Genomic DNA, 19,212 nt, shown 5'->3' on the forward strand with positions numbered 1-19,212 from the left:
TGCTACGCTAGAATGGCTGCATGTCGCCTACCGCCCGCAAGACGCCTACGCCGCTGATCGATGCCCAAGTCCATGTGGAAGGGTTCGTGCAGGTGCGCGAGGCGCGGCGTTCGGAGCTGGTGGAAGACTACGTGGAGCTGATCGCGGACCTGATCGCGGACGGTCGGGAGGCCCGCCAGGTCGATATCGCGACCCGGCTGGGCGTGGCACAGCCTACCGTGGCCAAGGCGCTCAAGCGGCTGGTCAAGGAGGGCTGGGCGATCCAGCGACCGTATCGGGGCGTGTTCCTGACCCCCGCCGGTGAGCAGTTGGCCTTGGAGATGCGTGCCCGCCACCAGACCGTGGAGCGGTTCCTGCTGGCGCTGGGCGTTGACCCGGACTCGGCACGGCGCGACGCCGAAGGCATCGAACACCATGTCAGCGAGGCCACCCTTGCCGCGTTCGAGGCGTTCGTGCGCAAGGCCGACGGCCATGGTTGAGCGCCTGCCCGCACCGCCGCCGCTGGGCGTGCCGGTGCACGACCAAGACGAACACTGGATGCAGCATGCGCTGGCCCTGGCCGAACGCGCTGAGCGCGAATTCAACGAAATCCCGGTCGGTGCGGTGCTGGTCGGGGCCGATGGAACGGTGCTGGGCGAGGGCTGGAACCTCAACATCGCCGACCACGACCCCAGTGCCCACGCCGAGATCGTGGCGATGCGCCAGGCGGGCAGGGCGCTGGCCAACCACCGCCTGCTGGGCAGCACGCTCTACGTGACCCTGGAGCCGTGCGCGATGTGCGCGATGGCGGTGGTGCATGCGCGCGTCGCGCGGCTGGTGTACGCCGCCACCGACCCCAAGACCGGCGCCTGCGGCAGCGTGTTCGACCTGCTGGGCGATCCGCGCCATAACCACCGGGTGGAGCTGCACGGCGGCGTGATGGCCAAGGAAGCCAGTACGCGCCTTACCAACTATTTCCGCGCCAAGCGCGGCAAACCGCCGCTGCTGCTCCCCTGAGGCGGGCGCGCGGTATCATCACTTTTTCGTAAAAAGGCTGGAAAACATGGCGGACAACGGCGCAGAAGGCGAACGACTGATCTGGATCGACCTGGAAATGACCGGTCTGGACACCGACAACGACGCGATCATCGAGATCGCCACCGTGGTCACCGACGCGCAGTTGAACGTACTGGCCGAAGGTCCCGAGTTCGCCATCCACCATCCGGTGGAGCGGCTGGAAGCCATGGACGAATGGAACCGCAACCAGCACCGTCGTTCCGGGCTGTGGCAGCGCGTGGTGGAAAGCCAGGTCACGTTGGCGCAGGCCGAAGCCCAGACCGTGAACTTCCTGGCCCAGTGGATCAAGGCCGGCGCTTCGCCGATGTGCGGCAATTCCATCTGCCAGGACCGCCGCTTCCTGCACCGTGAAATGCCGCGCCTGGAAAAGTACTTCCACTACCGCAACCTGGACGTGTCCACGGTCAAGGAACTGGCCCGGCGCTGGGCGCCGACGGTGGCCGCCGGGGTCGGCAAGACCTCCAGCCACACCGCGCTGAGCGATGTGCACGACTCGATCGCCGAGCTGCGCCATTACCGCCAGTTCATGGGCGCGCTGTCGGGTCTTCCCGCCTAAAGGCGTTCAGGACGTAGAGCCGGGCTCAGCCCGGCTGGCGGTATGATCGCCCCATGAGCCATATCGTTCGCATCCTGCCGCCGCCCGTCGAGGCGAAGATCGTGCCCACCTCCCAGGACTGGGCCGACCTCGAGCGGGCGGTGGAACTGCTCGAATCGCCCACGCTCACCGCCAAGATGGCCAACCTGATCGGTTCGCCGCTGGAGTTCGCGGTGAAGAAGCTGCCCCAGTCGGTGTCCAAACGGATCCACGGCGCGGTCGAAGCAGCGCTGTTCAAGTCGGCGCAGGCCGCGCTGTGGAGCATGGACAACACCCCCGGAAAAGCCGCGTCCACCCGCTGGCACAAAGCCGCCGCTGCCGCCACCGGCGCGCTTGGCGGTGCCTTCGGCTTCACCGCGCTGTTCCTGGAACTGCCGGTCTCGACCACGATCATGATGCGCTCGGTCGCCGACGTCGCGCGCAGCGAAGGCTTCGACCTCAGCGAGATGGGCACGCGCCACGCCTGCCTGGAAGTCTTCGCCCTGGGCGGCAATTCCGGCCAGGACGACGCCAGCGAAACCGGCTACTACATCACTCGCGGCTTCACCGCCGAAGTGATGCGCCACCTCTCGGCCGAACTCGCTGGCGCCGCAGTCGGCGGTGGCGGGGTGATGATCGGCCTGACCCCGAAGGAAGCCGGCAAGTGGCTGGCCAAGATCGTCGAAAAGGTCGCCGCGCGCTTCGGCGTGGTGGTCACCGAGAAGTTCGCCGCCCAGGCGGTGCCGATCATCGGCGCGGTCGCCGGCGCCACCCTCAATACCATGTTCACCGACTACTACCAGGACATGGCGCGCGGCCACTTCATCGTGCGCCGGCTCGAAAAGCAGTACGGCTACGAAACAGTGCGTAGCGCCTACAACCTGCTGGCGGGCCAACGGGATGCCGGCAAGGCCTGATCTACGGCGGTAGAGCCACGACCTGCGTGGCTGCCTTGGTCGATCATTGCACCCACGGCACAACTGTTTTGCCCTGATGTGGCTGGTCCCTGACCGCCACCATCCCCATCCTTGCCGCAGTCTCCCCGCAAGGATCCCCCATGCTGTTCACCCCCTACCGCCTCGGCGCGCTCACGCTGCCCAACCGCATCGTGATGCCACCCATGACCCGCTCGCGCGCCGCCGCGGGCAATGTCGCCACGCCGCTGATGGCCCAGTACTACGCCCAGCGCGCCTCGGCCGGCCTGATCGTCAGCGAAGGCACCCAGATCAGCCCGCAGGGGCAGGGCTATGCCTGGACCCCGGGCATCCACGACGATGCCCAGGTCGCCGGCTGGCGCGGCGTCACCGGCGCCGTCCACGCGGCCGGTGGGCGCATCTTCGCCCAGCTCTGGCATGTCGGCCGGGTGTCGCACGTGGACCTGCAGCCCGGTGGCGCTGCCCCGGTCTCGTCCTCGGCGCTGCAGGCCGAGGGCGTGAAGGTGTTCGTCGACGTCGACGGCACCGGCCCGCAGGGTGGGGTGGGGGAGATGGTCCAGCACTCCCTGCCGCGTGCGCTGGATATCAGCGAGATTCCGCAGATCGTGCGCGAGTACGCAGTGGCTGCCCGCCGCGCCATCGACGCCGGTTTCGACGGCGTGGAGCTGCACGGCGCCAACGGCTACCTGATCAACCAGTTCATCGACTCGCAGGCCAACCAGCGCACCGACGCCTACGGTGGTTCGCTGCAGAACCGCCTGCGCTTCCTGCGCGAGGTGACCGAAGCGGTCGCCGCCGAAGTGGGCGCCGAACGCGTCGGCGTTCGCCTTGCCCCGTTGACCACCCTGCAGGGCGCAGTGGACGACACTCCGCAGGCCACCTACCTCGCTGCCGCGCACATCCTCGACAGCATCGGCGTGGGCTACCTGCACATCGCCGAAGCCGACTGGGAGGATGCCCCGGTGATGCCGGTCGCGTTCAAGGAAGCGCTGCGGATGGTGTATCGCGGCACGTTGATCTACGCAGGCAAGTACACCGTTGAACGTGCTGAAGAAGCCTTGGCGAAGGGGTGGGCGGACCTGATCGGGTTCGGTCGGCCGTTCATTGCCAACCCGGATCTGCCCGAGCGGTTGAAGCAGGGTCTGGCGTTGAATTCGCCGGACAAGGCCACCTTCTTCGGGGGCGCCGAAGTTGGGTTTACCGATTATCCGGTGGCGGAATCCGTGATGGCGTGACCCAACAAAAAACCCCGCCGAGGCGGGGGACAGACCCATTAAAAAACCCCGCCGAGGCGGGGTTTTTCGTTATCAGCCCTTGGCCTTCAACTTGGCCAGGCGCAGCCAGGTATCGACCACGGTGTCCGGGTTCAGCGACACCGACTCGATGCCTTCCTGCATCAGCCATTCGGCCAGATCCGGATGATCGGACGGGCCCTGGCCGCAGATGCCGACGTACTTGCCCTTGGCTCGTGCTGCCTTGATGGCCATCGACAGCAGCTTCTTCACTGCCGGGTTACGCTCGTCGAACAGGTGCGCGACGATCGACGAGTCGCGGTCCAGGCCCAGGGTCAGCTGGGTCAGGTCGTTGGAGCCGATCGAGAAGCCGTCGAAGATTTCCAGGAACTCATCGGCGAGCAGTGCGTTGGACGGCACTTCGCACATCATGATGATCTTCAGGCCGTTCTCACCCTGCTTCAGGCCGTTCTGTTCCAGCACCTCGATGACCTTGCGGCCTTCTTCCAGGGTGCGCACGAACGGAATCATGACCCACAGATTGTCCAGGCCCATTTCGTTGCGCACGCGCAGCACGGCCTTGCACTCCAGCGCGAAGGCGGCCGAGAAGCTCGGGTCGACGTAACGGCTGGCGCCGCGGAAGCCGATCATCGGGTTCTCTTCGTGCGGCTCGTAGTTGCTGCCGCCGATCAGGTTGGCGTACTCGTTGGACTTGAAGTCCGACAGGCGCACGATCACGGCGTTCGGTGCAACCGAGGCGGTGAGGGTGGCGATGCCTTCGGCCAGGCGGTCCACGTAGAAGCTGACCGGATCGGAATAGCCGGCGATCTTCTCGTCGATCTTCTTCTTGGTCGCCGCATCCTGGCGGTCGTATTCCAGCAGCGCGTTCGGGTGGATGCCGATGTGGCTGGCAATGATCATTTCCAGGCGGGCCAGGCCGATGCCGGCGTTCGGCAGCTGGCCGAAGTCGAAGGCACGTTCCGGGTTGGCCACGTTCATCATGATCTTCAGCGGTGCCGGCGGCATGTTGCCCAGATCGGTGGTGGTGCGCTCGAAGCCGAGCTTGCCCTCGTAGATGAAGCCGGTATCGCCTTCAGCGCAGCTGACGGTGACCAGCTGGCCATCTTCGATGACCTTGGTGGCGTTGCCCGAACCGACCACGGCCGGCACGCCCAGCTCGCGCGCGATGATCGCGGCGTGGCAGGTACGGCCACCGCGATTGGTGACGATGGCCGAAGCGCGCTTCATCACCGGTTCCCAGTCCGGGTCGGTCATGTCGGCGATCAGCACGTCGCCCGGCTGCACGCGGTTCATGTCGTCCAGCGTCTTGACCACGCGGGCCACGCCCGAACCGATCTTGGCACCGACGGCACGGCCTTCGGCCAGCACGTTGCCGCCCTTTTCGGTCAGCGCGAAGCGCTCGATCTGGGTGGCGTGGCTGCGCGACTTCACCGTTTCCGGGCGCGCCTGCACGATGAACAGCTTGCCGCTGACACCGTCCTTGGCCCACTCGATGTCCATCGGGCGGCCGTAGTGCTTTTCGATGACCAGCGCCTGCTTGGACAGTTCCTGCACGTCCTCGTCGCTGATCGAGAAGGTGTTGCGCTGGTCCACCGGAGTGTCTTCGATGCGCACGCGCTCACCGGGGACGTCCGAATAGACCATGCGGATCGCCTTGCTGCCGAGCGAGCGGCGCAGGATGGCCGGCTTGCCGGCGTTCAGCGTGGGCTTGTAGACGTAGAACTCGTCGGGATTGACCGCGCCCTGCACGACCATTTCGCCCAGGCCGAAGCTGGAGGTCACGAACACCACGTCACGGAAGCCGGATTCGGTGTCCAGGGTGAACAGCACGCCGGACGAACCCACGCCCGAGCGCACCATCAGCTGCACGCCGGAGGACAGGAACACGTCTTCGTGCTTGAACCCGTGGTGCACGCGGTAGGCGATGGCACGGTCGTTGTAGAGCGAGGCGAACACTTCCTTGACCTTGTGCACGACGTCGTCGGCACCGGTGACGTTGAGGAAGGTCTCCTGCTGGCCGGCGAACGAAGCGTCGGGCAGGTCCTCAGCGGTGGCCGAGGAGCGCACGGCCACGGCCACGTCGCCGCCGCCGTTCTCGTCGCACAGCTGCTTATAGGCGCTGCGGATGTCCTGGTCCAGCTGCGGCTGCAGCGGGGCGTCGATCACCCAGCCGCGGATTTCCTTGCCGGCTGCGGTGAGCGCGGCGACATCTTCCACGTCCAGCGTGGCCAGCTTGTCGAAAATGCGCTTGGAAAGATCGTTGTGTGCGATGAAGTCCTTGAAGGCTTCAGCGGTGGTTGCGTAACCGCCGGGGACAGAAACCCCCAGACCGGCAAGATTGCCGATCATTTCGCCAAGCGACGAATTCTTGCCGCCTACGCGGGCCAGGTCGGCCAGGCGCAGTTCGTGCAACCACAGGATATTCTCGTTCAAGCGCGATGCTCCGTTTGGCCATCGCCCGAGGCGGGCTTAATGGCCACGTCCGTAGGAAGAAGCCGATATGATGCCGGTCTGACCGCCGTCGGCACAAGCTTGTATCGTCGGCATTTTTCAGCTTCAGAGGGGTTAAGCGCCGTATGTCGACGATCCGTCCGGTCTTCTACGTATCCGATGGAACCGGTATCACCGCTGAAACCATTGGGCATAGCCTGCTCACCCAGTTCTCCGGATTCAGCTTCATCACCGATCGGATGTCGTTCATAGACGACCCCGAAAAAGCGCGGGAAGCCTGTGAAAGGATCAAGGCGGCGGGGGAGCGCTACCAGGTCCGGCCGATCGTGGTCAGTTCCTGCGTGGACAGCGGCCTGAGCATGATCCTGGCCGAAAGCGGCGGGCTGATGCTGGACGTGTTCGCCCCCTTCATCGAGCCGCTGGAGCGCGAACTGGCGGTCAACCGGCATTCCCGGGTCGGCCAGGCGCACGGCATGGTCGATTTCGAGACCTACCACCGCCGCATCAACGCGATGAACTTCGCGCTGACCCACGACGACGGCATCGCCATCAACTACGACGACGCCGACGTGATCCTGGTAGCGGTATCGCGGGCCGGCAAGACCCCGACCTGCATCTACCTGGCCCTGCATTACGGGGTGCGCGCGGCCAATTACCCGCTGACCGACGAGGACCTGGAGCAGGACCGCCTGCCGGCCCGGCTGCGGCCCTACCGCAAGAAGCTGTTCGGGCTGACCATCGACCCTGACCGGCTGCAGCAGATCCGCCAGGAGCGCCGGCCCAATTCGCGCTACGCCAACCTGGAGACCTGCCGCCGCGAGGTGGCCGCAGCCGAGACCATGTTCCGGATGGAGCGGATCCCGACCCTGAGCACCACCCATACCTCGATCGAGGAGATTTCGAGCAAAGTGTTGACCACGCTGGGGTTGCAGCGCGAATTGTATTGACGGTTGACCGGTGGCAATCCGCCCCCACGTTGGATGATCAACGTGTAGGATCGAGACATGGCCCAGGCATCGCCCCGCATCGAACGTATTCCCCGTCTCAGCCGCCTGAGCTGGCTGATGGGGCTGTACGCCGAAAACTACCGCCACCTGGTCCGGCTGTTCGAGCCGGCCGACCTGGCGCAGGGCAGTTACGTGTCCTCGGTCGGCGACGGGCTGGACGTGCGTCTCGACGTGATCGAGTGCCACCCGTACACCGTGGAACTGCGCCTGACCTACGATTTCGCCGACCCGGTCACCGGGCAGCCGGATCCGTCTGCCTATGTGCGGCTGTACCGCGACGCCCGCCAAGCGGAGACCACCCACTGCTATGTAGGTCGCCGCTGGCAGGACGTGGTGGGCATGTACCCGCCGCCGGCCGAGCTGATCAGCCACCGCATGCGCATGAACACGTTCCTGGGCAAGTGGCTGGAATACCTGGCCGAGCGCGGCCACGGCGTGGCTACCCTGCGGCGGGACCACGACGCCGCGCCCGCACCTGCCGATACCCGTCGCGCCCAGATAGCCGGTTGACCTGATGCCCTATACCCCGATCGTGGCCACCCTGGGCTACGTGCTGTCCCCGGATGGCCGCCAGGCCCTGATGATCCACCGCAACGCCCGCCCCGGCGACCAGCACCTGGGCAAGTACAACGGCCTGGGCGGCAAGGTCGAGCGCGACGAGGACGTAGCCGCCGGCATGCGCCGCGAGATCCTGGAAGAGGCCGGTATCGAGTGCGGCACCATGCGCATGCGCGGCACCCTCAGCTGGCCAGGGTTCGGCAAGGCGGGCGAGGACTGGTTCGGTTTCGTGTTCGTCATCGACGACTTCACCGGCACCCCGCTGACCTCCAACCCGGAAGGGACCCTGGAATGGGTGGACCTGGACAAGCTGGAGACCCTGCCGCTGTGGGAGGGCGACCGCCAGTTCCTGCCCATGGTGTTCGACGCCGATCCCCGTCCGTTCCACGGCGTCATGCCGTATCGCGATGGCGTTATGCAGGGTTGGTCGTATACCCGTCTGTAGGGAAGTGCCGTGTTATCCACAGGGGATGTGGATGACCGGTGCGTAAGTTTGTGGATAAGACCCGGCATCGGCCAGTGCCCATGGCTGTCAAGATGGGTGGCGAAAAATTCACCGCTGGTCAGCGTCGCGTGAGTGCCATGCGAAGGCGCGCCTGTCCGTGAAGGCTGTCGCGGTTTGGCCCGCTCGCGGTACTCTTTCCGTATTGCCGCCACCCGAGCTTCCATGAAACGTCACTTCACGATGCTGCGCGAGTTCCAGCTGGCCGACTGGTTCACCCTGGCCAACGCGTTCTGCGGCACCGGCGCCGTGTTTGCGGCGATGCGCTTCCTGCAGGACGGCGAGCGCAGCTACCTGCTGTTCGGCATGGCGCTGATCCCGCTGGCCTTCATCTTCGACGCGCTGGATGGCCGGATTGCGCGCTGGCGCAAGTCCAGCTCGACCCTGGGCCGCGAGCTGGACTCGCTTTCGGACGTGATCTCCTTCGGCGTGGCCCCGGCGGCGCTGGCCTATGCCTGCGGCATGCAGGGCGGCTGGGACTGGCTGGTGCTGAGCTACTTCGTGTGCTGCGGGGTGAGCCGCCTGGCCCGCTACAACGTCACCGCCGAGGCGCTGGCGGGGGAAGGCGACAAGGTGCCGTACTTCGAAGGCACGCCGATTCCGACAAGCCTGGCGCTGGTAGTGGTGCTGGCGATCGCCGCCAGCATGGGCGCGATCGGCCACGACCTGTGGCTCGGTCGCTGGCAGCTGGGTCCGTGGCAGCTGCACCCGCTGGTGCTGCTGTTCGCGCTGTCCGGGTCGCTGATGATCAGCAAGACCCTGCGCATTCCCAAGCCATGAGCACCGCCGGCAGCGGACACGACGCGGGCGACTTCGAGGCGCTGGCACGCCAGTACTTCAGCGCCTGGGGCGACGCGCTGCGCCATGCGGCCGCCCCCGGGTCCGGCGACTCGGCGGCACCGGGCAGCTGGCAGCAGACCATCGAAGGCTGGGCCCAGCTGATGTCCAGCCCGGGCAACCGCCAGTCGGACGATGCCGTGCACCGTTTCCGCGAGCAGGCGGGCGGCTGGTACGGCACCATGCAGCAGGTGGCCGCGCGCTTTGCAGGCCAGGATGCGAGTAGTGCCGACATCGCCCAGGCCTGGCGTGAAGCGGTTGAAGGGCAGGGCGACGGCCTGCTGAAGTGGATGCTGCAGGGCGCGCGTGGGCACACCCAGCCCGGTGGGCCGGACCTGCTGGCGCTGCTGGAGCGCCTGCAGCAGGACTTCGGGCCGTGGTTGCAAAGCCCGGCGTTCGGACCCGGCCGCGAACACCAGGCGCGCTGGCAGGCGCTGCTGCGCGCGCAGCAGGAGTTCCAGGGCCATGCCGGCGACTACGTGGACCAGATCAAAAAGGCGCTGGATGACGCGTTCGCCCTGTTCGAGCAGCGGCTGGCCGAGCACGAACAGCCGGGCAACCAGCTGACCAGCGCGCGGGCCATGTTCGACCTGTGGATCGAGGCGGCCGAAGACGCCTACGCCAAGGTCGCGCTGTCCGAACCGTTCCAGAAGGTCTACGCCTCGCTGGGCAATGCCCAGATGCGCCTGCGCAGCGCCGCGCAGCAGGAAGTGGAGCGGCTGTGCGAAGCGTTCGGCCTGCCGACCCGCACCGAAATGGATGCTGCCCACCGGCGCATCACGGAGCTGGAGCGGCTGGTAAGGCGCATGGCGGCCAAGAGCGGCCCGGAACCGACTGCCGCCGACTCGCCGACGAAGGGTGCCAAGGCAGCCAGGACGGCGAAGCCCAAGGCAGCCGAACCGAGGGCAGCGAAGCCAAAGGCCGCCAAGCCCACCAAGCCCACGACCAAACCGCGCTCCCGCAAGGCAGCGCCATGAAGGGGCCGCTGGGCTTCAACGCCGAAGACCTCCTGCAGGAAACCCTGTCCATGCAGCGCAAGCTGATGGACGGACTGAAGCTGCTGCCTTCGGTGGAGGACGTGGACTACGGCGCCACCGCGCGCGAGGAAGTCTGGCGCGACGGCAAGGTCACCCTGTACCGCTTCGTCGGCGAAGAAACACCGGTGCAGCGGACCCCGCTGCTGATCGTCTACGCGCTGGTCAACCGCCCGTACATGGTCGACCTGCAGGCCGACCGCTCGCTGGTGCAACGCCTGCTGGCGCTGGGGCACGACGTGTACGTGCTGGACTGGGGCTACCCGGACCGTTCCGAGCGCTATCAGACGCTGGAGGACTATCTATTGCGGTTCGTCGACGGCGCGGTGGACCATCTGGTCGCGGCCAACGATGGCGCGCCGATCAACATGCTGGGCGTCTGCCAGGGCGGGGTGTTCGCGCTGTGCTATGCCGCGCTGCGCCAGCCCAAACTGGCCAACCTGATCACCATGGTCACCCCGGTCGACTTCCAGACCCCGGACAACATGCTCTCGCACTGGGCGCGTCAGGTGGACGTGGACCTGCTGGTGGACACGCTGGGCAACATCCCGGCCGACCTGATGAACGCCAGCTACCTGATGCTCAAGCCGTTCCGGCTCAACATCCAGAAGTACGTGGGCCTGCTCGACATCCTCGACGACAAGGCCGCGCTGCAGGATTTCCTGCGCATGGAGAAATGGATCTTCGACTCGCCCGACCTGGCCGGTGAAGCGTTCCGTGACTTCATCAAGCAGTTCTACCAGGGCAACGGGCTGATGCATGACGGAGTGCGGATCGGCGAAGACCATGTGGACCTGCGCCAGGTCACCCTGCCGGTGCTGAACATCTACGCCGAACAGGACCACCTGGTGCCGCCGGATGCGTCACGCGCCATGAAAGGCCGGATCGGCAGCAGCGACTACACCGAAAGCAGCTTCCGCGGCGGCCACATCGGCATCTATGTCTCCGGCCGCGCCCAGCGCGAAGTGCCGGGTACCATTTCGGCATGGCTGGCCGAACGCACCTGAATCCAACGACGCTGCGCGCGCTGCAGGGACTGGGCGCGGTCTGGACCGTGCCCAACACCCTGGTGGGCGTGCTGGGGGGCGTGCTCGGCATGCTGGCCGGCGCCCGCCCGTACTGGAGCCGGCGCGACTGCGCGCTGGTGTTCCGCGACTATCCGTGGGGTCCGGGTGGGGCGATCACCCTGGGCAACGTGATCCTGCACACCGGCCCGCGCCTGGACGTGCCGTGCCGCACCTACGCGCACCAGGCCGGGCACTGCACCGAACCGGTGATCTCCCTGCACGACCATGAACGCGCCCACGTCTTCCAGTACCTGGTGCTGGGCCCGTTCTACCTGCCGGTGTACCTGGTGTGCGGCGGGGTCAGCGCACGCAACCCGTTCGAGCGCGCGGCCGACCTGTACGCGCTGAACGGCCATGGCTGGTGGCCCGCGCGGCGTCATCTGCATGAAAGCAAAGGTCATTAGCCTCCTGACGCACCAGTCAGGTTGGGCGCGCTAAGCTGTGACCTGTTGGACATGCATGACGTTTCTGGAGGAACACATCACATGGCAATCGTTCTTTATGTCGGTGGTAGCAAGGATGGCGACAAGGGCCTGGTGCCCCACGGATTCAGCAAATCGCAGGCCGAAACTGACATCGGCCCCGAGATCTACACCGAGCGCTTCATGGAGCTGCAGGGCTTTGGCAAGGTCCGGGTGATGGCGCTGGAGTCGCTCAACGACGACGCGGCGAAGCTGCGCGCGGCACGCCATTACCGTTGACGCATACCGACCCACGGTCGGTACCCACCGGGTCGCACAATGTCAACGGGTTTCCCCCGCCGCCCGGCGTTGCCACAATCGGTGTTTTCCGCATAGTGGCTTCGGCCGGACGCAATGCCAGACCTCAAGCTCGCGCAGCAGATCGCCCATACCATCGCCGTTGAAATCGGTGCCCAACCGGCGCAGGCGCTGTCTGCCATCGCGCTGCTCGATGAGGGCGCCAGCGTTCCGTTCATCGCGCGCTACCGCAAGGAAGTCACCGGCGGGCTGGACGACACCCAGCTGCGCAACCTGGAAACCCGCCTGACCTACCTGCGCGAGCTGGAAGATCGCCGCGCCGCAGTGCTGGCCAGCATCGACGAGCAGGGCAAGCTCAGCGACGAACTGCGCAACGACATCCTCGGCGCGGACACCAAGTCGCGCCTGGAAGACCTGTACCTGCCGTACAAGCCCAAGCGCCGCACCCGCGCCCAGATCGCCCGCGAGGCCGGACTGGAGCCACTGGCCGACGGCTTGCTGGCCGACCCGGGGCTGGACCCGCAGGTGTTCGCGGCCGGGTTCGTCGACAGCGACAAGGGCGTGGCCGATACCAAGGCCGCGCTGGAAGGCGCGCGCGCGATCCTGATGGAGCGCTGGGGCGAAGACGCCGCGCTGGTTGGCGAGCTGCGCGCCTGGCTGGGCGACACCGGCGTGATCCGTGCGCGTGTGGCCGAAGGCAAGGAAGAGCAGGGCGCCAAGTACCGCGACTACTTCGAACATGCCGAGTCGCTGGCGAAGATTCCCTCGCATCGGCTGCTGGCGCTGTTCCGCGCGCGCCGCGAAGACATCCTGTTCCTCGAACTGGACCCGGGCAGCGACGCCGAAGCGGGCCACGTGTATGCCGAAGGCCGGGTCGCGTTCAAGGCCGGTATCCGTGACGCCGGGCGCCCCGGCGACCGCTGGCTGCTCGATGCCTGCCGCCTGACCTGGCGCGCCAAGCTGCACATGCACCTGCTGCTGGACCTGTTCAACCAGGCCCGCGAAAAGGCCGAGGCCGAGGCCATCAGCGTGTTCGGCGACAACCTCAAGGACCTGCTGCTGGCTGCGCCGGCCGGCCCGAAGACCGTGCTCGGGCTGGACCCGGGCATCCGCACCGGCTGCAAGATCGCGGTGGTGGACGCCACCGGCAAGCTGGTCGCCACCGACACCATCTACCCGCACGAACCACGCCGCCAGTGGGACCAGTCGCTGGCCACGATCCGCCAGCTGTGCATGAAGCACAACGTGGAGCTGATCGCGATCGGCAACGGTACCGCCAGCCGCGAAACCGACAAGCTGGCCGGTGAAGTGATCCAGGCGCTGGGCGAGGCCAAGCTGCAGAAGATCGTGGTCAGCGAAGCCGGCGCCTCGGTGTACTCGGCCTCCGAGTTCGCCGCGAAGGAGTTCCCGGACCTGGACGTGTCGATCCGTGGCGCGGTGTCGATCGCACGCCGCCTGCAGGATCCGCTGGCCGAACTGGTCAAGATCGAACCCAAGGCCATCGGCGTGGGCCAGTACCAGCACGACGTGGACCAGTACCGCCTGGCGCGCGCGCTGGACGCGCGGGTGGAAGACTGCGTCAACGCGGTCGGCGTGCACGTCAACACCGCGTCGGCCGCGCTGCTGTCGCGCGTTTCGGGGTTGTCCTCGACGGTGGCCGAGAACATCGTCCGCCACCGTGACGAAAACGGTCCGTTCAAGCGCCGCAAGGATCTGCTCAAGGTGCCGCGCCTGGGCGACAAGACCTTCGAGCAGTGCGCCGGCTTCCTGCGCATCGCCGATGGCGACCAGCCGCTGGACGCCTCCTCGGTGCACCCGGAAGCGTATCCGGTGGTGGAACGGATCGTGGCCGCCACCGAGCGCCCGATCAAGGCGCTGATCGGCGACGGCAGCTTCCTGCGCGGCCTGAAGGCCGAGCAGTTCACCGACGCCACCTTTGGCGTGCCGACCGTGCGCGACATCCTCAAGGAACTGGAGAAGCCGGGCCGCGATCCGCGCCCGGAGTTCAAGGCCGCGCGGTTTGCCGAGGGCGTGGAGGAGATCAAGGACCTCAAGCCCGGCATGATCCTGGAAGGCGTGGTCAGCAACGTGGCCGCGTTCGGTGCGTTCGTCGACATCGGCGTCCACCAGGACGGCCTCATCCACATCTCGGCGTTGTCCGACACCTACGTCAAGGACCCGCGCGATGTGGTCAAGGCGGGCGACATCGTCAAGGTCAAGGTGCTGGAGGTGGACGTGGCGCGCAAGCGCATCGCCCTGACCCGGCGCCTGGACGACACCCCCGGGCAGGCCACCAGCCGCCCGGGCCAGCGCGATGAGCGCGGGCAGGGGGCGCGCCGCGACGCAGGCGGCCCGAACCGCGGGCCGAACCGGGGCCAGGGCAATGGTGGCCGTCCCGCCGTGTCCGCGCCCCCGGCCAACAACGCCCTGGCCGAGGCCTTCGCCCGCGCCAAGCGCAGTTGAGGACCGTGTCCCCCGTCACGCTTGATTCGTGGCGGGGGACTTGTCGGTTTTCCCCGTGATTGCGCACACTTGCGCTTGAGGGGAGGCGTTCGGCCACCCCGCTGTCGCTGGGGAGGGCCATGACGCCAGCAGGACCCGTTGTCTTCGTTGAGGGCTGCAGCGTTGTGCTGCGGCCGCTGCCCGCCTGTGCGGGCAGCGGGGCGGGTTGATGGCGGGCCAGGGAAGCAACGGCAACGGGCTGCTCGAACGGCGCCTGCAGGAGCTGGCCGAGGAGCGCCGTCGCCTGGCGATGATCATCGACGGCACCGCAGCCGGCACCTGGGAATGGAACGTGCAGACCGGCGAAATGCGGGTCAATGCGCGCTGGGCGGAGATCGTCGGCTATCGCCTGGAAGAGCTGGAGCCGGTGTGCCAGAAGACGTTCCTGAAGCTGGTCCACCCCGACGACATCGTCCTGTCCGATGCGGCACTGGAGGACCATTTCGAAGGCCGCAGCGACAACTATGTCTGCCTGCTGCGCATGCGGCACAAGAATGGCCAGTGGATATGGATCCACGACCGTGGCCGCGTGTTCGAATGGGACGGGCAGGGGCAACCGCTGTGGATGGCCGGTGCGCACGCCGACGTGACCGAGCTGCAGCAGGCGCGGCAGGACGCGGCCGAGAGCCGGCAGCGATTGCAGGCCGTGGTCGACGCGTCCGACGAGGTGGCGGTGATCGCGACCGATACCGAAGGCACCATCACCTTGTTCAATACCGGCGCGGAACGCCTGCTGGGATACAGCGCCGAAGAAGTGGTCGGCCAGCGGCGACTGGGTGATTTCCACGATCCGGACGAGCTGGCGGCCTGGCTGCGTCCGCTGGTGGCTGCGGACGGAAGCCTGCCGGGCGCGTTTGAAGCACTCAGCGCCCGCGCCGATGAGCAGACCTATTCACGGCAGTGGACACTGCGGCGCAAGGATGGCCAGCCACGCCAGGTGCGCCTGTCGATCAGCCGCATGGATGGTGCCGGCGGCGCGCGGATCGGCTATGTCGGCATGTCCATCGACATTACCGAGATCCTGCAGGCGCGTGCCGAAGCACGCCTGTCGGCAGAGAAATTCGCCGGTGCGTTCACGTCGGCGGCGCTGGGCATGGCGCTGGTGTCGCTGGAAGGGCGCTGGCTGGACGTCAATGACGCACTGTGCCGGATCCTGGGCTACCCCCGCGAAGAACTGCTGCAGGTTGATTTCCAGCGCCTGACCCACCCCGACGACCTGCAGACCGATCTGGCCCTGGTGCAGGACCTGCTGGCCGGGCGGCGCAGCCACTACCACCTGGAAAAACGTTATCTCGATCGCGACGGCAAGGTGATCTGGGCACGGCTGTCGGTGTCGCTGGTGCGCACCGAGCACGGCGAGCCGCTGCATTTTGTGTCGCAGATCCAGGACATCAGCGCCCAGCGCAGCAGCGAGCAGCGCCTGTTCGAGAGCGAGCAGCGCAGCCGTATCACGCTTGATGCGGTGGCCGACCTGGTGCTCAGTGTCAGCCTGGATGGCCGCATCGACTACGCCAATGCCGCCGCGGTGCGCACCCTGGCCGGTGATGGCGCGCTGTCGCTGGCCGGGCACAAGGTGCAGGATGTGCTGGCACTGACCACCGAGTACGCACCCGGTTCAGTGCTGGATGTCTCCGTGCTGCTGGACCCGGAAAGCAACGCAGTGGACCTGCACGCCGACCTGTTGCTGCGCCTGGGCACAGCCACGATTCCGGTTGACCTGACCCGTGCCTGGCTGCGTGATGATGAAGGTCATGTACGGGGCGCAGTGTGGGTGCTGCGCGATGACACCCAGCAGCGCGCGCGCCAGCGCGAGGCGCGCCATCTGGCCGAGATCGATCCGCTGACCGAGCTGAGCAACCGCCGCGGCTTCGAGGTGCATCTGCAGCAGGCGATCACCCGCGTCGAGCGTACCGGCCAGGCCGCCTCGTTGATGTACATCGACCTGGACCGCTTCAAGCCGGTCAACGATACCTGGGGCCATCTGGCCGGCGATGCCGTGCTGTGGGCGGTGGCCAGCGTGCTGCGCCACGGCGTGCGCGATTCGGACGTGGTGGCGCGGCTGGGCGGCGACGAATTCGCGGTGATCCTGTCCGGCTGCACGCCGCGTCGTGCAGCACGCATCGGCGGTGAACTGCTGCACACCCTGGCATCGCTGTCGATTCCGTGGGACCGGGATCGCCTGCATGTGGGCGCCAGCATCGGTATCGCGCCATTGGCGGGCGGGATGAGCGTGGACCAGGCTGTAGCGGCGGCTGATGCCCAGTGCTACCGGGCCAAGGCAATGGGTCGCAACAACGTAAAGGTGCAGGGCGAGGCCAGTGAGCTGCCGGGCGACGACATCGACCCGATCGAGGGCTGATCTCAGCCTGTGAGAGGGCGTGCGCGAATACTCCGCGCACTTCCCCTCGTACAGGTGATCCCATGAATGTCTGCAACCCGGTGACGGTGCGTGCCTTCGCCCCGGCCCTGGTCGGTTGGTGCCTGGCCCTGGCCGCCTGCCTGCGTGCGGAACAGCTGCGCGGCGACCTGCACGCGCAGGCCCTGCTGCCGGTGCTGCAGGGCGGCGCGGTCGCCCTGCTGGTGTTCACGCTGTCCTGCATCGGTGCCGCCTGCATCGTGCTCTGGCGGGCAGGCAGGAACGCGGTGGAGTGACGCGGTGGATGGTCACCGCATCCCCCATGTCATGTTGCGTCAGCGCAGAACTTCATCCGAACTGACCAGCTGCACGTCGTGCATCAGGTTGAGGTAAGCCTCGTAGTAGCCCTTGTGCGAGGCACCGACGATGGTCAGCATGCGGGTGCCTGGATGCTGGCCCAGTATGTCGCGCATGTTGGCGACCATGCGCAGGTTGCGGGTTTCCCAGTAGCCCACGTAGTTGCGGCCGAAGCCTTCCGGTGAGGGCTCGACGAGCGTCGCGCCGAAATCGCTGTTGAACGCCGTCATCGCGGCTTCGGGGGCGTTGTAGGCGCGATACATCGCGAGCAACCCATCCGCTTGGTCAAGATTGGCTTCGAGCCGTTCATCGGCCGCCCTGCGCGCTTTGACGAAGGAATTGTCCCAGGCACCGCGTATGGCGGCAGCGTAGGCCTTCTGCTGCGATTCCGGTGTTGGCGAATCCGCAGTGTGGTCGTCGACCGACCACAGGCGCTCCAGTCCCAGGCGTGCGGCAAGGACGCCGGCCACCAGGCCGGCCTCGTTGCGGCGGGTCATGCGCGTGTCGAGGAACCGCACCAGCTCCGGTGTCAGGCTGTCCGAAGCACGTCGCTCTTCCCTGGGCAGCCGCAGCCATTGGACGACTGCCGAGCTGCTCTCGCCCGCGGCCAGGAAGACTGCGGCCAATCGGCGTCGTTGGGCAGCGGTTGGCGCCTTCGGCCACTCCGCAAGCAGGCGTTCCATCTCCACGTTGGCACTGGGCACGTCCAGGCCGGTAGCGGCCTGCGCCGGGGCCGGATCGACGCAGTAGGCCGCTACGCTCTCCGCGTATCGGGTTGGATTGCGGCGCATGAAGTCACACTGCAGGCCGGACAGGTTCTCCACTGCGATCGCGGTGGGCCGCCAGGCTTCCAGGCGCTGCAGCAGAGGTTCCAGCATCGCCGGCGTGAAGGTCTCCGGCAGGCTGGACAGGTGCGGGCTGCCCAGCACCAGCACTTCGTTCGGGCGTCCTGCGGGCGGTCCCTTCAGCTGGTCCGGGTGGAAGGCCGGTCGATAGGCGGTGTCGTTGGCCAGCGCGCTGCTGCTGCACACGGCCAGGAAGAGAAGGCTGGCAAAGCGAGGGAACATGCGATCTCCATGTCGATAGGCGTCCTGCGGGATCTTCATGCTGGTCATTTTCTCCGGCTGGGAAATCCCGCATTGGTCATGTAAACCTTTCTGCCTTGAGCTGCATCCTTCTGCTAAGCGATGCTGTACTCAGCGCTCAGGCAATGCAGAACATGACATTCGACGACTGGACCATCGACAGTCCGCGGCTGCACCTCCGGCCATTCACGCCCGGTGACGCCGGCGAGGCATTTGCGGGAATCACACCCGGGCTGACCCGCTACATGGCCTTCGAGCCGCCTCCGTCGGAGGAGGCATTTGCTGCTGTCTGGCAGGCGTGGCTGCCCACCATTGCCGACGGGACCGACATCACGTTCGCGATCCGCCGACGCATGGATGACGTGTTCCTTGGCCTGGCAGGCCTGCATCGAGCCGGGGAAGCAGAACCCGAGCTGGGCATCTGGATCGCAGAAGTGATGCATGGGCACGGCTATGGCCGCGAAGCAGTGGCGGCGGTGTGGTCGGCGGCCTCCGAGCGCCTGCGCTGTGCGGCGTTCCGCTACCCGGTGGCGGAACGGAACCGGTCCAGCCGTTCACTGGCTGAGTCCCTCGGTGGGCAGGCGGTGGCACGTGAGCAGGGCGTGAAGTACACAGCAATCGTCTACCGCATTCCGGCTGCAATGCATGGAGTTGCGACGGACGTCGCGGAATCCCGCTAAAGCGGCCGACGGCATCGCCGATACTCCCTCTGGATCCCGCTCCAGTCACCCGCCGCAGGACCCCAGACTGCCCCCGATGGGCGGTCCGCGCAGTGTGTTCCGCCGCTTCCAGATGCCGATCGCACCCGCAGCAGACGTTCTTGGCAGTCGCTCGAGAGGTGCCGGTTGGCACCTGTAGTCCCTGGCAACTGATGTTGCCGCCGGGCATCCCGCCCGTCGGGTCACAACCGCTTACCGGA

The 19,212-nt window shown here is 66.8% G+C and carries 19 protein-coding genes; 17 read left to right on the top strand and 2 right to left on the bottom strand.

The window, feature by feature from the left end; genetic code table 11:
- Window positions 1-20 precede the first annotated feature (20 nt).
- The 5 genes from mntR (at window position 21) to RYM47_RS07860 (ending at window position 3,800) form a co-directional block, all read left to right on the top strand.
- Complete coding sequence (gene mntR, locus RYM47_RS07840) at window positions 21-479, top strand: manganese-binding transcriptional regulator MntR (RefSeq protein WP_315386993.1); 459 nt, start codon at window positions 21-23, stop codon at window positions 477-479.
- Complete coding sequence (gene tadA, locus RYM47_RS07845) at window positions 472-996, top strand: tRNA adenosine(34) deaminase TadA (protein ID WP_315386994.1); 525 nt, start codon at window positions 472-474, stop codon at window positions 994-996. Before mntR ends, tadA begins: the two co-directional genes overlap by 8 nt.
- A gap of 46 nt (window positions 997-1,042) precedes the next feature.
- The gene (gene orn / locus RYM47_RS07850; RefSeq protein ID WP_315386995.1) at window positions 1,043-1,612 is read left to right on the top strand and encodes an oligoribonuclease; all 570 of its coding nucleotides are present in this window, start codon (window positions 1,043-1,045) and stop codon (window positions 1,610-1,612) included.
- Window positions 1,613-1,665: 53 nt separating this feature from the next.
- Window positions 1,666-2,547 carry an EcsC family protein gene (locus RYM47_RS07855; RefSeq protein WP_315386996.1) on the top strand — a complete coding sequence of 294 codons (882 nt, stop codon included), beginning with the start codon at window positions 1,666-1,668 and terminating at the stop codon, window positions 2,545-2,547.
- 140 nt (window positions 2,548-2,687) lie between these two features.
- Window positions 2,688-3,800, top strand: a complete 1,113-nt coding sequence (locus RYM47_RS07860) for an alkene reductase (protein WP_315386997.1) — start codon at window positions 2,688-2,690, stop codon at window positions 3,798-3,800.
- A gap of 72 nt (window positions 3,801-3,872) precedes the next feature.
- Here RYM47_RS07860 and ppsA read toward each other — a convergent pair whose 3' ends face one another.
- Entirely contained in the window at window positions 3,873-6,251 is a 2,379-nt protein-coding gene (ppsA, locus tag RYM47_RS07865; protein WP_315386998.1) for a phosphoenolpyruvate synthase, read from the bottom strand.
- A gap of 143 nt (window positions 6,252-6,394) precedes the next feature.
- Between ppsA and RYM47_RS07870 the strand changes: the two genes are divergently transcribed.
- From RYM47_RS07870 to RYM47_RS07920, 11 genes are all read left to right on the top strand, one after another.
- Window positions 6,395-7,216 carry a pyruvate, water dikinase regulatory protein gene (locus tag RYM47_RS07870; protein WP_070206265.1) on the top strand — a complete coding sequence of 274 codons (822 nt, stop codon included), beginning with the start codon at window positions 6,395-6,397 and terminating at the stop codon, window positions 7,214-7,216.
- A gap of 57 nt (window positions 7,217-7,273) precedes the next feature.
- Window positions 7,274-7,786, top strand: a complete 513-nt coding sequence (locus tag RYM47_RS07875; RefSeq protein ID WP_315387001.1) for a DUF1249 domain-containing protein — start codon at window positions 7,274-7,276, stop codon at window positions 7,784-7,786.
- Between the two features lie 4 nt (window positions 7,787-7,790).
- Window positions 7,791-8,279, top strand: a complete 489-nt coding sequence (locus RYM47_RS07880; RefSeq protein ID WP_315387003.1) for an 8-oxo-dGTP diphosphatase — start codon at window positions 7,791-7,793, stop codon at window positions 8,277-8,279.
- A 222-nt stretch (window positions 8,280-8,501) separates the two neighbouring features.
- Window positions 8,502-9,116, top strand: coding sequence for a CDP-alcohol phosphatidyltransferase family protein (locus tag RYM47_RS07885; protein WP_315387004.1), 615 nt, complete (start codon window positions 8,502-8,504; stop codon window positions 9,114-9,116).
- Window positions 9,113-10,150, top strand: coding sequence for a class III poly(R)-hydroxyalkanoic acid synthase subunit PhaE (gene phaE, locus RYM47_RS07890; RefSeq protein WP_315387006.1), 1,038 nt, complete (start codon window positions 9,113-9,115; stop codon window positions 10,148-10,150). Before RYM47_RS07885 ends, phaE begins: the two co-directional genes overlap by 4 nt.
- On the top strand, window positions 10,147-11,214 hold the full coding sequence (gene phaC, locus RYM47_RS07895; protein WP_315387007.1) for a class III poly(R)-hydroxyalkanoic acid synthase subunit PhaC: 1,068 nt from the start codon (window positions 10,147-10,149) through the stop codon (window positions 11,212-11,214). The genes phaE and phaC overlap by 4 nt, the downstream gene beginning before the upstream one ends.
- Complete coding sequence (locus tag RYM47_RS07900) at window positions 11,193-11,678, top strand: hypothetical protein (RefSeq protein WP_315387008.1); 486 nt, start codon at window positions 11,193-11,195, stop codon at window positions 11,676-11,678. The genes phaC and RYM47_RS07900 overlap by 22 nt, the downstream gene beginning before the upstream one ends.
- 81 nt (window positions 11,679-11,759) lie before the next feature.
- Window positions 11,760-11,975 carry a hypothetical protein gene (locus RYM47_RS07905; protein ID WP_315387009.1) on the top strand — a complete coding sequence of 72 codons (216 nt, stop codon included), beginning with the start codon at window positions 11,760-11,762 and terminating at the stop codon, window positions 11,973-11,975.
- A gap of 114 nt (window positions 11,976-12,089) precedes the next feature.
- Window positions 12,090-14,456 carry a Tex family protein gene (locus tag RYM47_RS07910; protein WP_315387011.1) on the top strand — a complete coding sequence of 789 codons (2,367 nt, stop codon included), beginning with the start codon at window positions 12,090-12,092 and terminating at the stop codon, window positions 14,454-14,456.
- 208 nt (window positions 14,457-14,664) lie between these two features.
- Window positions 14,665-16,854, top strand: coding sequence for a PAS domain S-box protein (locus tag RYM47_RS07915; RefSeq protein WP_315387012.1), 2,190 nt, complete (start codon window positions 14,665-14,667; stop codon window positions 16,852-16,854).
- Between the two features lie 62 nt (window positions 16,855-16,916).
- Window positions 16,917-17,147: a hypothetical protein gene (locus RYM47_RS07920; protein WP_010484939.1), complete on the top strand. Its 231-nt coding sequence runs from the start codon at window positions 16,917-16,919 to the stop codon at window positions 17,145-17,147.
- A gap of 39 nt (window positions 17,148-17,186) precedes the next feature.
- On the opposite strand, the gene RYM47_RS07925 is transcribed toward RYM47_RS07920, so the two are convergent.
- Complete coding sequence (locus RYM47_RS07925) at window positions 17,187-18,275, bottom strand: DUF5694 domain-containing protein (protein WP_315387014.1); 1,089 nt, start codon at window positions 18,273-18,275, stop codon at window positions 17,187-17,189.
- Window positions 18,276-18,427: 152 nt separating this feature from the next.
- Here RYM47_RS07925 and RYM47_RS07930 point away from each other — a divergent pair, with 152 nt between their 5' ends.
- A complete protein-coding gene (locus tag RYM47_RS07930) occupies window positions 18,428-18,973 on the top strand; it encodes a GNAT family N-acetyltransferase (protein WP_315387015.1) in 546 nt (181 codons plus the stop codon).
- The last annotated feature ends 239 nt before the right edge of the window (window positions 18,974-19,212 follow it).

Source organism: uncultured Stenotrophomonas sp., from assembly GCF_963519125.1.
Classification (GTDB): domain Bacteria; phylum Pseudomonadota; class Gammaproteobacteria; order Xanthomonadales; family Xanthomonadaceae; genus Stenotrophomonas.